General features: G+C 54.1%; 10 protein-coding genes. 4 read left to right on the top strand and 6 right to left on the bottom strand.

Annotated elements, in window-relative coordinates; all coding sequences use genetic code 11:
• Positions 1–31 precede the first annotated feature (31 nt).
• Positions 32–631 carry a glutathione binding-like protein gene (locus LBW88_RS15905; RefSeq protein ID WP_224933128.1) on the bottom strand — a complete coding sequence of 200 codons (600 nt, stop codon included), beginning with the start codon at positions 629–631 and terminating at the stop codon, positions 32–34.
• Positions 632–730: 99 nt separating this feature from the next.
• Between LBW88_RS15905 and LBW88_RS15900 the strand changes: the two genes are divergently transcribed.
• Positions 731–1,606, top strand: coding sequence for a LysR family transcriptional regulator (locus LBW88_RS15900; protein ID WP_224933129.1), 876 nt, complete (start codon positions 731–733; stop codon positions 1,604–1,606).
• Between the two features lie 27 nt (positions 1,607–1,633).
• Here the strand turns inward: LBW88_RS15900 and LBW88_RS15895 are convergent, their stop codons facing one another.
• Entirely contained in the window at positions 1,634–2,965 is a 1,332-nt protein-coding gene (locus tag LBW88_RS15895) for an aspartate aminotransferase family protein (RefSeq protein ID WP_224933130.1), read from the bottom strand.
• Positions 2,966–3,063: 98 nt separating this feature from the next.
• Between LBW88_RS15895 and LBW88_RS15890 the strand changes: the two genes are divergently transcribed.
• Positions 3,064–3,963, top strand: coding sequence for a LysR family transcriptional regulator (locus tag LBW88_RS15890; RefSeq protein WP_224933131.1), 900 nt, complete (start codon positions 3,064–3,066; stop codon positions 3,961–3,963).
• A gap of 201 nt (positions 3,964–4,164) precedes the next feature.
• Here the strand turns inward: LBW88_RS15890 and LBW88_RS15885 are convergent, their stop codons facing one another.
• Positions 4,165–5,193, bottom strand: a complete 1,029-nt coding sequence (locus LBW88_RS15885; RefSeq protein ID WP_224933132.1) for an MDR family NADP-dependent oxidoreductase — start codon at positions 5,191–5,193, stop codon at positions 4,165–4,167.
• A 56-nt stretch (positions 5,194–5,249) separates the two neighbouring features.
• Between LBW88_RS15885 and LBW88_RS15880 the strand changes: the two genes are divergently transcribed.
• Positions 5,250–5,858 (top strand): TetR/AcrR family transcriptional regulator, encoded by a 609-nt coding sequence (locus tag LBW88_RS15880; RefSeq protein WP_224933133.1) that lies wholly within the window; start codon positions 5,250–5,252, stop codon positions 5,856–5,858.
• A 45-nt stretch (positions 5,859–5,903) separates the two neighbouring features.
• On the opposite strand, the gene betA is transcribed toward LBW88_RS15880, so the two are convergent.
• The 3 genes from betA to betI are packed head-to-tail and all read right to left on the bottom strand — an operon-like array spanning position 5,904 to position 9,692.
• Complete coding sequence (gene betA, locus LBW88_RS15875) at positions 5,904–7,583, bottom strand: choline dehydrogenase (RefSeq protein ID WP_224933134.1); 1,680 nt, start codon at positions 7,581–7,583, stop codon at positions 5,904–5,906.
• A gap of 26 nt (positions 7,584–7,609) precedes the next feature.
• Positions 7,610–9,082 (bottom strand): betaine-aldehyde dehydrogenase, encoded by a 1,473-nt coding sequence (gene betB / locus LBW88_RS15870; RefSeq protein WP_224933135.1) that lies wholly within the window; start codon positions 9,080–9,082, stop codon positions 7,610–7,612.
• A 13-nt stretch (positions 9,083–9,095) separates the two neighbouring features.
• Entirely contained in the window at positions 9,096–9,692 is a 597-nt protein-coding gene (betI, locus tag LBW88_RS15865) for a transcriptional regulator BetI (RefSeq protein WP_224933136.1), read from the bottom strand.
• Positions 9,693–9,947: 255 nt separating this feature from the next.
• On the opposite strand from betI, the gene LBW88_RS15860 reads away from it, so the two are divergent.
• Positions 9,948–11,978 (top strand): choline transporter, encoded by a 2,031-nt coding sequence (locus tag LBW88_RS15860; protein WP_224933137.1) that lies wholly within the window; start codon positions 9,948–9,950, stop codon positions 11,976–11,978.
• The last annotated feature ends 22 nt before the right edge of the window (positions 11,979–12,000 follow it).

The following is a 12,000-nucleotide window of genomic DNA, read 5'->3' as shown; positions in this document are numbered from 1 at the left end:
AGATGTTGGATTATATGTGTAAACGCATCAATTATTGCTCCGCCAAAAGGGCAGTTTGCACGGCTGGTCGCGCATGAATACGTTGAAAATGCGCTTGCAGGGCCGGCCATTGTGCTAAATCAATCGCGAAGAATTTGCACCATCCACAGAGAACGTACAGATAAATATCAGCCAAACCGATCGTTTCACCCTGCAAAAACATGCCGAGCCTTAACGTATGTTCTAAATAAGCCAAACGTTGAAAAAGGCGCTGTTCAAATCCCTCACGTACCTGCTGGGGTAACGCACGATTAAACAGCGGCGCCATACCCGCATGCAGTTCAGTGGCAAGAAAATTGAGCCATTCCAGCAGCCTGATGTAATCCATCCCGCCGGGTGCCAGGAACATCGGTGCGGAGGGGCGTAAACTGACGAGGTACAACAAAATCGCCGGGCCTTCCGTCAGGATCGTTCCATCATCCATTTCCAGCGCAGCGACATAACCCTTGGGATTGATGTGATAAAAATCCTGTCCGTCTTCGGTCTTTTTTGACTGGTTGTTGACACGTACCAGCGTGAAAGGCAGAGCCAGTTCACGCAGAACGATATGTGGCGCTAGTGAACACGTATCAGGGGCAAAATAGAGTTTCATCGCAAATCCTGGTTGCTGTTGTCTGCAGACATCTTGCTTACGCGTAGGTTGTCAGTAAAATTAATGTTCAATTACCTCATCATTAGCTGAGCTACTGACATGATGAATCTTACGCATTGGCGACTTTTAGTCGCGGTGGCCGCGCACGAGAACTTAACCCGTGCGGCGGCCACAATTGGCATGACGCAATCAGCCGCCAGCCAGGCCATTACGCAACTCGAAAAATCCCTCGGTGTCACGTTGATTCATCGCAGCCGCATCGCCATCTCGCTGACGGAAGTTGGTCGTGAAGTGGTGCAACAGGCGCAGCAAATGCTCGACCATTTAGACGATATTCGTTCACTGGCTCATCAGGCGCGCGGTCTTGATCAGGGGCGTGTACGGATGGCGTGCTTTCCTTCAGTGGTGTCAGTCTTGTTACCTGATTTGATTAAGCAGTTCACACACGATTTTCCCGGCGTCAATCTGAGTGTCATTGAGGGCAGTGACGAGGAGGTCGTCACCTGGCTGCAGCGTGATGAGGTGGATGTGGGCGTGGTGTTAAATCCCCATCCTGAAAATAATGCCATCCTGCTCGGGCAAGATCGCTGGATGGCGCTAATGCCTGCTCAGCATAAAGTGGTACGCAGTCACCGCATGGGGATGACGTTAAGTGAACTTCATCAGCAACCTTTCATTTTGGCAACCGGGGGGTGCAAAGTGAATGGCGAGAGCCTGATGGAAGAGGCAGGATTAGCCTTAACCGATGTGCGAATTACGGTGCGAGATTGGACCAGCGCCTGCGCGCTGGTGAAAGAAGGCATGGGTATGGCAATAGTGCCGGAATCGACGTTACCCGATCATATGACAGGCGTTGTTGCCGTGCCCATCCAACCGCTCACGGTGAGGCGTTTTGGTTTGGTTCGCGCTGCGGGCCGTGAAGTTTCGCCCGCGCTGGACGCCTTTTGGACATTTGCTGCCCGCAGCTTTGAATAATCCGTTCTCTGCGCGGGCTCAGTGCCATCACGCTATGTGATGTAACGTTTCACCTACAGCGTCAAACAAGCGATCCAACTCGGCAGGCTGTGTATTGAACATCGGGCCAAACTGCAATGTATCGGCACCGAAGCGCACATAGAAACCGGCTTTCCACAGTGCCATACCCGCTTCAAATGGGCGAAGGGTAGCATCGCTGTCACGTGGCGCTAACTGGATCGCTCCCACCAGGCCGCAGTTGCGGATATCAATGACGTTCGGGCAATCACGCAGCGCATGCAATGCATGGGCAAAATGCGGTGCCAGCTCGGCGGATTGCGCAATCAGCGCGTCATTTTCCAGTAACTCCAGCGTGGCCAGTCCCGCTGCGCACGCCACCGGATGGGCAGAATAGGTGTAGCCGTGAGCAAATTCCACCGCATGTTCTGGCAGTTTTTGCGCCATAAAGGTGCTATAGATTTCTCTGCTGGCGACCACGCCACCGAGTGGCACCGCGCCATTGGTGATCTGCTTGGCGAAATTCAGGATATCGGGTGTGACGCCAAAGTACTCAGCGCCGCTCCAGCGGCCCATGCGGCCAAATCCGGTGATCACCTCATCAAAAATCAGCAAGATATCGTGTTGGGTGCAGATTTCGCGCAGGCGTTGCAGATAGCCTACCGGCGGGATGATGGCGCCCGCGGAACCAGAAAGAGGCTCGACAATCAGGGCGGCGATGTTGGAAGCATCATGCAGCTCAATCAGTTTCAGCATCTCATTGGCTAATGCCACACCGCCGGTTTCGGCCTGTCCAGAAGTGAAGGGCAGATCGGATTGCAGCGTGTGCGGAATATGGTCAACGTCCATAAACTGACCGAACATTTTGCGGTTACCGCCAATGCCGCCAAGGCTGGTGCCGGCGATATTCACGCCGTGGTAACCCCGCGCGCGCCCGATAAATTTGGTTTTCGCTGGCTGGCCTTTGATGCGCCAGTAAGCGCGTGCCATTTTTACCGCCGTGTCAGCTGATTCCGACCCAGAACCGGTAAAGAAAACATGGTTCAGGTCACCCGGCATATGCTGAGCAATCTTATCTGCCAGCTGAAATGACAGCGGATGCCCGTACTGGAAGCCGGGTGAATAATCGAGTGTGCCCAGCTGTTTCGCCACCGCCTGCTGGATTTCACTGCGGCAGTGACCAGCACCACAGGTCCAAAGCCCGGAAAGGCTATCAAAAATCTGTCGTCCTTTATCATCGGTCAGCCAGCGGCCCTGGGCGCCAACAATGAAACGTGGAACGCGCTGGAAGTTGCGGTTCGCGGTAAACGGCATCCAGTGCGCGTGCAGATTGAGTTCAGTGGTGTTGACAGCATCAGACATGGTGTTTCTCCAGACGGGTGTATGAAGAGTTTGCATTTAATGGTTAGTTAAGTTAAATCCCTATTAATTCATCTTCAGTTATTGATTTACTCACCTATATGAAAAGCAAATCGCTCGCGCAGGTCACTGACTTTGATCTCAAATTATTGCGCCTGTTCAAAACCGTTAATGAGAGCGGCAGCTTCTCTGCGGCAGAAAGTTTGTTGGGGATGACGCGCTCGGCCATTAGCCTGCACATGGGCGATCTGGAGAAGCGGCTAGGCATGCGATTGTGTCAACGCGGGCGCGCGGGTTTTGCCTTGACCGATGAAGGGCGGGAGATCCTGCGTCATAGCGACAGTATGATGGCGGCAATCGAACAATTTCGCCTGCAGGTCAACCAGATGCACAAGCAGCTGCGCGGTGATCTGAACATCGGCATCATCAATAATCTGGTGACCCAGCCGCGCATGAAAATTACCCATGCGTTGGAGAAACTGCATGAGGTAGGGCCCGACATCAGGCTGAATATCAGCATGATGACGGCCGCAGAGATTGAAAGAGGGCTGATGGATGGTCGATTGCACGTCGGTGCGCTGCCAGTCACCGCGCCGATTTCTGGCCTGGATTACAGGCCATTGTATGATGAGCGGTCGCAGCTTTACTGCAGCGACACCCACGCGCTGTTTTCCCTAGAGCCTGACGATGAGCAACTGAAAGGGTGCGATGCCATCGCGCCTGCTTTTCGCATGACGGCAGAGGCCATTACCATGCATCAGAAACTCAACTGCAGCGCCACAGCAACCGACCGCGAAGGCATTGCCTTTTTGATCCTGACCGGACGCTTTATTGGTTTTTTGCCCGACCACTATGCCGCTCAATGGGTGGATAAAAAGGCAATGCGCGCCATCGCACCGGAACGTTTTCACTTCACCAGTAAAATCGCTGTCGTCACGCGCAAAGGGCGCAGCCAGAATGCGATTCTTGAACGCTTCCTGCAGGCGATTGTGTGGGAATGATTTTTACCGCAAACCGTTAAGCTAATGTGTTACTAGTTACAACATACTTTTAACCTATATTAATGCGCTGACGCCGGCTATCGTGCCTCAATGGTTAAACAGGGAAAATTAAGGGAGCGTCTGGATGTGCTTAACCCAAAATGCTGGACTTTAAACCGACATAATTGGATTGACGTCCCTTTAACTTGTTTTACCCTACTTTTACAGCGCCACTATCACCACGCCACGCGCTTTGCCGGAACAGGCATCAGCCAACGCCTGTGGTGCAGAATCTAATCCCTGATAGGTGCTGCTAGCAAAATGCAGATCCTGCCAGCCGGGATTTGTCAGTTGCTGCAGCCACTCGCCAAACGCCTCAGGATGTTCATCAGCGCTATAGCCCTTAAGCGTGACGCCTTTGACAATCAGATCAAAACCGTCAATCTCAACCGGCGCGATTTTGCTGGAATGGCTGGTTGCCAATTCAGCGGAAAGGGCACCCAGCAGCACATAGCGTGCGTGCTCGCGAGCCTGTGAAACGGCTGCGGCTAATTGTTCACCTCCCACAATATCGACCAACACGTCGATTCCATCGGGGGCAGCGTGACGCAACTGCTCAGCGATAGAACCCTTACCGCGTTCGATAGTGGCGTCATAACCAAGCTGCTGGCGCATCCATGCGGCTTTTTCGGCAGAGCCGGTGCTGCCGATAATGCGCGTTGCGCCTAATCTACGTGCGATTTGCCCGGCCATCGACCCGATTGCGCCTGCGCCGCTGGAAACAAACACCGTATCGCCATCGTGCACGGAAATTCCACGCGTGAGTGCCGCATAGGCTGTCCAGCCGTGACCGAGCCAGGCGGCAGGGTTCAGTAAAGTTTTGCCCAAAAGTACGCACTGTTGCTGTTCAACCCACGCGAACTCTCGCCAGCCGTAAGGGTGCATAACCAAATCACCGACGCTCAGATCGCTGCCTGCTGGCGCACTCATGACTTCGCCGATTGCCGCATCGGCCAGCGTGTCACCTATCTGCAATGGGGGAAATGGAATGCCTTTAACCACTTCGGCTTCCACGCTCATCATCAATCGGGTGGAGATGGAAACGCGAAACCAGTGATTTTTGACCAGCACTTGATTGCCTGGTGGCTGGATCAGAGTGGTCTCTACCACATTAAAATTATCCCGAGTGGGCATACCATGACTGCGCTGTGCAAGACGAATCTCCCTGCTTCGAATATTTTCAGGTAACATCACGGTTTTCCTCCATATGTGAGTGAATACTCGTATTATCGGGCGGAGGGTCCTCAATGAATACTCGTGTTACTGACGCATCGAGATCGATGCGCAAAGCGCCACGCCAGCGGCGTTCGCAGGTGATGGTGGATGTGATATTGCAGGCGGCGGCTCGCGTCCTGGCAAAGAGCGGTTGGGCAAAATTCAACACCAATGAGGTCGCGCGAATTGCGGGCGTCAGTATTGGCTCGTTATATCAATATTTTCCCAACAAACTGGCGCTCGCTGAGGCGATTCGTGAACAGCATCTGGCGGCGATTCTGCAGGTTCTTGCTGGTGCGGTAACAGATGAAGATTCCCTGACCGTACGTATCGATAGGTTGATTGAGGGTATTATTGCGGCGCACTTGATCAATCCCAGTTTGCATCGTGTGTTGCTGGATGAGGTGCCGCTTTCTGAACGCAGCGCGCATGAAGAGTTTGAGCAGCAGTACGCGGATTTTTACCGACAGTTTGTCGTTACAACGTTGAGCAGGGATTCAGCACGCGTCACGGTAGTCGCTGTGGTGCTCGCTTCAGCTGTTGAGGGGGTGGTGCATGATGCCGCAAGACGTGACCAGCTGGGATCATATGACATTAAGCTTGAGTTAAAGAGGCTGATTATGGCTTATCTGCAAAGCTAGCGGGAAAAGAGCAGGGTGACGAGATGCCACCCTGCGAAGAGGCTCTTAAGCGCGCTTCGGCTCGCCACGAACCGGCAGATCGCCAGCGACGAAGTAATCTGCTTCGCTGCGCGGCAACGGTTGACGGCCACGAATGTTATCCGCGATCTTTTCACCGATCATGATAGTGGTGGCATTAAGATTGCCGGTGATGATCAGCGGCATAATTGATGCATCTACCACGCGTAACGCCTGCAATCCATGCACACGGCCTTCGCCATCGACCACGGCCATGTCATCACTGCCCATTTTGCACGTACCACACGGGTGATAGGCGGTTTCCGCATGGTTGCGCACAAATTCATCCAGCTGCTCATCGGTCTGGCATTCGAGGCCCGGACTGATTTCTTTGCCGCGATACTTATCCAGCGCAGGCTGATTGATGATTTGACGCGTGATACGAATCGCGTCGCGGAACTCATGCCAGTCCTGTTCATGCGCCATGTAGTTGAACAAAATGGCCGGATCACGACGCGGATCGCGTGACTTAATCTGCACGTGCCCACGGCTCGGTGAACGCATCGAACCCACGTGACACTGGAAACCGTGCGCTTCAACGGCATTGGAACCGTTGTAGTTAATCGCTACTGGCAGGAAGTGATACTGAATATTCGGCCAGGTAAACTCTTCGCGGCTGCGAATAAAGCCACCGCCTTCAAAATGGTTGCTGGCACCGACGCCGGTGCCGTTGAACAGCCACTCCGCGCCGATCTTCGGCTGGTTCCACCATTTCAATGACGGATAGAGTGACACCGGCTCTTTGCACTCATACTGCAGGTACATTTCGAGGTGATCCTGCAGGTTTTCGCCCACGCCAGGCAAATCATGCACCACCGGAATATCAAACTTGTTCAATAGCGCCGCAGAGCCCACGCCCGAACGCTGCAGAATTTGTGGCGAAGCGATGGCTCCAGCGCACAGTAATACTTCACGGCGCGCATGAACCTGATGCGAGGTATTGCTCGAGCCTTGCAGATATTGCACGCCCACCGCGCGCTTGCCTTCGAACAGAATCCGATCGGTGGTCGCGTGCGTCACAATTTTGAGGTTCGGACGTACCTTGGCGGTATCGAGATAGCCACGCGCGGTACTGGAACGGCGACCTTTAGGCGTAACGAAACGGTCCATCGGTCCAAAGCCTTCCTGCTGATAGCCGTTCAGATCTTCCGTGCGCGGATAACCAGCCTCAACACCGGCTTCAATCATCGCGGCAAACAGCGGATTGTTATCGGGCTTACAGGTAGTGATGCTTACCGGACCTTCGCCGCCGTGGTAATCATTGGCACCGATATCACGCGTTTCAGATTTACGATAGTAGGGCAGGCAGTTCAGATAGCTCCAGCTTTCCAGACCTGGCTGCTGCGCCCAGTTATCGAGATCCATGGCGTTACCGCGGATATAACACATACCGTTGATCAGCGATGAACCACCCAGACCTTTACCGCGTCCGCACTCCATGCGGCGGTTATTCATATGTGGTTCTGGCTCGGTTTCATACGCCCAGTTATAGCGTTTGCCCTGCAACGGATAAGCCAGCGCGGCTGGCATCTGTGTACGGAAATCGAAGCGGTAGTCAGGGCCACCCGCTTCTAAAAGCAGCACATTCACACTGCTATCTTCGGTCAGTCTTGTTGCCAAAACGTTCCCTGCGGATCCGGCTCCGATAATGATGTAATCAAATTCCATTAGTCGCTCCTCAGGTTAAAGCTGAATTAAAATACGGACTGAAAACGGGATAACTCGACCTGCACCGACTTCACCTGGGTGTAGTTTTGCAGTGTCATCAGGCCATTTTCGCGGCCAATACCAGAGTGCTTGTAGCCGCCCACCGGCATTTCGGCGGCAGATTCGCCCCAGGTGTTGATCCAGCAGATACCCGCTTCAATCTGATGAATCACGCGGTGCGCGCGGTTCAGATCCTGCGTCACCACGCCCGCAGCCAGACCGAAATCGGTGGCATTGGCGCGACGCACCACTTCTTCTTCGCTCTCGTAAGTCAGAATCGACATCACCGGCCCGAAGATCTCTTCACGCACGATGGTCATCTCATCGCGGCAGTCGGTGAACACGGTCGGTTCAACCCAGGCACCGTTATCGAAATCGGCACCGCTCAGGCGTTTACCGCCACAAAGCAGGCGAGCGCCTTCGCTGACACCGGATTCGATATAGCGCATCACATTGTCACGATGCGGGAAGCTCACCAGCGGACCGAAATTGGTGTCGGGATCGTTGAGATCACCCGCTTTGATGCGTGCAACACGCTCAGCGATTTTCGCTTCAAACGTGGACTGGAATTTGGCAGGAATAAATACGCGCGTGCCGTTGGTGCACACCTGGCCTGAGCTGTAGAAGTTGGCCATCATGGCGATATCTGCCGCCAGATCGAGGTCAGCGTCATCAAAGATGATCAGCGGTGATTTGCCGCCCAGTTCCATGGTGACTTCTTTCAGGGTGGATCCTGCGGCATTCGCCATCACTTTTTTGCCGCTGGCCACGCCACCGGTGAAGGAGACTTTGTCGATGCCAGGGTGATCGGTCAGCAGTTGGCCAGTAACAGCACCGCGCCCGTTCAGCACATTGAACACACCGGCGGGTACACCGGCTTCGGTATAGATCTCGGCCAGTTTCAAGGCGGTGAGTGGGGTGACTTCGCTCGGCTTAAAGATCATCGCATTCCCCGCCGCAAGGGCAGGCGCGGATTTCCACAGCGCGATCTGAATTGGGTAGTTCCACGCGCCGATACCGGCAACCACGCCGAGCGGTTCACGACGGGTGTAAACAAACGCCGTGTCACGCAGCGGAATCTGCTGGCCTTCCAGGGTAGGAATCAAGCCTGCGTAGTACTCCAGCACGTCAGCACCGGTCACGATGTCCACGTACTGGGTTTCACTCAATGGTTTACCGGTGTCGAGGGTTTCCAGGGCGGCTAATTCATCATTACGCTCGCGCAGGATATCCACGGCACGACGCAAGATGCGTGAACGCTCCATGGCGGTCATCGCGGCCCAGATTTTCTGGCCTTTGCGCGCGGCCGCGACCGCACGATCAACATCTGCCTGTTCTGCTTCATGCACGTCGGCCAGCACTTCGCCATTGGCCGGATTGATGGTCTGGAAAGTATTGCCTGCGCTTGCTGCAACAAACTGACCATCGATATAAAGCTGCTGTTCTGTGAATCGGGACATGATTCCTCCTTCCTCAGTGATTCAGTGCGCCAGCGAGTTGCTGACGAATAAATTGGGTGGTGAGCGTTTTGGCCACATCCAGATTGAAGGGTTTGCCGCTTAAGGCGGCGCGAAGCCAAAGTCCATCAATCAGTGATGCCAGACCGTGCGCCGCTAAGCGTGCTTGTTCACGCGGTAGCTCGCGACGAAACTCGGCAGCCAGTGTCGAAAATAGACGACGGCTGCTGACGCGCTCTAAACGACCCAGCTGCGGCTGATGCATGCTGCTGGCCCAAAAATCCAGCCAGGCTTTCATTGCTGCGCTGTGCACCTGGGTATCATCAAAGTTGCCTTCCACAATCGCCAGCAAACGCGCTTCGGTCGCGGCATCCGCTAACGGTTTCAATCTTGATGACACCGCATCCCGCAGTTGGCGCGTGATGTCGCGCATCGTTGCTTCCAGCAAACCGTTTTTGTCTTTGAAGTAGTGGCTGATGATGCCGGTTGAGACGCCAGCCCTGCGCGCAATCTGCGCAATGGTTGCGTCGTTGATACCCACTTCGTTGATGGTATCGAGGGTTGCATCAATCAGCTGCCGACGACGAATCGGCTGCATTCCCACCTTTGGCATGACTCCAGCTCCACCACAATGTCAGGGCACCATTAAAACTTTTTTTGATTGCACGTTCAATATAAAAAAGAAATTTGTTAGGATGCTGTGCTTCGATTGTTACAAAACAGCAGCGGTGAACCGGGCTATGCGGCGCATCGCTAGTGGAAAACACTATGTGGAGGGGAGTGCAGGGAGAACCAACAACGACAAGGCCTGATTAACGGGTCACGCTAATCCATTGAGTCATTACAGGAAATTAACCAGAGGTCATCGATGATTAATCCACCTGCCAGTGAAAAAGACAGAATCAATCCTGTGGTGTTCTTCACCTCAGCCGGACTGATTCTGACATTTTCACTTGTCACTATTTTTTACAGCGAGCTGGCCGCGAGCTTGATTCAGACTGCGGTTAACTGGGTTACCGCTACGTTTGGCTGGTACTACATGCTGGCCGCGACGCTGTATATCGTGTTCGTTATCTACATGGCCTGCTCGCGTTACGGCGCCATCAAGCTCGGGCCTGAACAATCCAAACCGGAGTTCAGCTTATTAAGCTGGTCAGCGATGCTGTTTGCCGCCGGTATCGGTATCGACCTGATGTTCTTCTCTGTGGCCGAACCCGTAACGCAATACATGCAACCGCCGGAAGGTGCCGGACAAACCATGGAAGCCGCGCGTCAGGCGATGGTCTGGACGCTGTTCCACTACGGCGTTACCGGTTGGTCGATGTATGCGCTGATGGGCATTGCGCTCGGCTACTTCAGCTACCGCTACAATCTGCCGCTCACCATTCGCTCCGCGCTGTACCCGATTTTCGGCAAACGCATTAATGGCGCGATTGGTCATACCGTGGACATCGCCGCGGTGATCGGCACTATATTTGGTATCGCCACCACCCTGGGGATTGGCGTGGTGCAGCTCAACTACGGCCTGAATGTGTTGTTTGATGTTCCGGAAGGCTTCACCGCACAGGCGGCGTTAATTGTGCTGTCGGTGATTATCGCCACCATTTCCGTGACCTCCGGCGTGGATAAAGGCATCCGTATTCTGTCAGAGCTGAACGTGGCGCTGGCGCTGGGATTGATTCTGTTTGTGCTGTTTATGGGCAAAACCGACTTCCTGCTGAACGCGTTGGTGCTCAACGTGGGTGATTACATCAACCGCTTTATGGGCATGACGCTGAACACCTTTGCGTTTGACCAGCCTAGAGAGTGGATGAACAGCTGGACGCTCTTCTTCTGGGCATGGTGGGTCGCCTGGTCGCCGTTTGTCGGCTTGTTCCTGGCGCGTATTTCACGTGGTCGTACTATCCGTGAGTTTGTCCTCGGTACGCTGATTATTCCGTTCACCTTTACTCTGTTATGGCTGTCGGTATTTGGTAACGCGGCGCTGTATGAAATCATTCACGGTGATGCTGGCTTTGCTCAGGAAGTGATGGCGCATGCGGAACGTGGCTTCTACAGCCTGCTGGCGCAGTATCCTGCATTTAAGTTCAGCGCCTCAGTCGCCACCATTACCGGTATGTTGTTCTACGTCACCTCAGCGGATTCCGGGTCACTGGTTTTGGGTAACTTCACTTCGAAGCTGAAAGACATTAACAGCGATGCGCCAAACTGGCTGCGTATCTTCTGGTCGATTGCGATTGGTGTCTTAACCATGGGAATGCTGATGACCAACGGCATCTCTGCGCTGCAGAACGCCACAGTGATTATGGGTCTGCCATTCAGCTTTGTGATCTTCTTTGTGATGGCGGGATTGTATAAATCACTGAAGGTGGAAGACCACCGTCGTGCCAGCGCCAATCGCGATACTGCGCCGTACATTCCGGCCAGCAACGATCGCCTGAGCTGGAAGAAGCGCCTGTCACGTCTGATGAATTATCCAGGCACGCGTTACACTCAGCAGATGATGGAGAACGTGCTGTACCCGGCGATGCAGGATGTGGCGAAAGAGCTGGAACTGAGAGGCGGACGTGTGTCGCTGGAAAGCGTCGAGCCGGAAGAAGGGCATCCGTTAGGCTATCTGGATTTGCGTGTGCTGCTGGGTGAAGAGCAGGACTTCGTTTACCAGATTTGGCCGCAGCAGTACTCGGTGCCGGGCTTTACCTATCGTGCGCGCAGCGGTAAATCGACTTATTATCGTCTGGAGACGTTCCTGCTGGAAGGCAGCCAGGGCAACGATTTGATGGATTACAACAAGGAGCAGGTGATTATCGATATTCTCGATCAGTACGAGCGTCACCTGAACTTTATCCATCTGCATCGTGAAGCGCCGGGCAGCAATATGACCTTCCCAAGCGTGTAACCCAACGGACAGCGGCAGCCCC

Origin of the sequence: Pantoea sp. alder81 (assembly GCF_020179835.1) — a bacterium.
Classification (GTDB): domain Bacteria; phylum Pseudomonadota; class Gammaproteobacteria; order Enterobacterales; family Enterobacteriaceae; genus Pantoea.
Note: the sequence above shows the minus strand (reverse complement) of the source record. Positions and strands in the feature narration are given on the sequence as shown.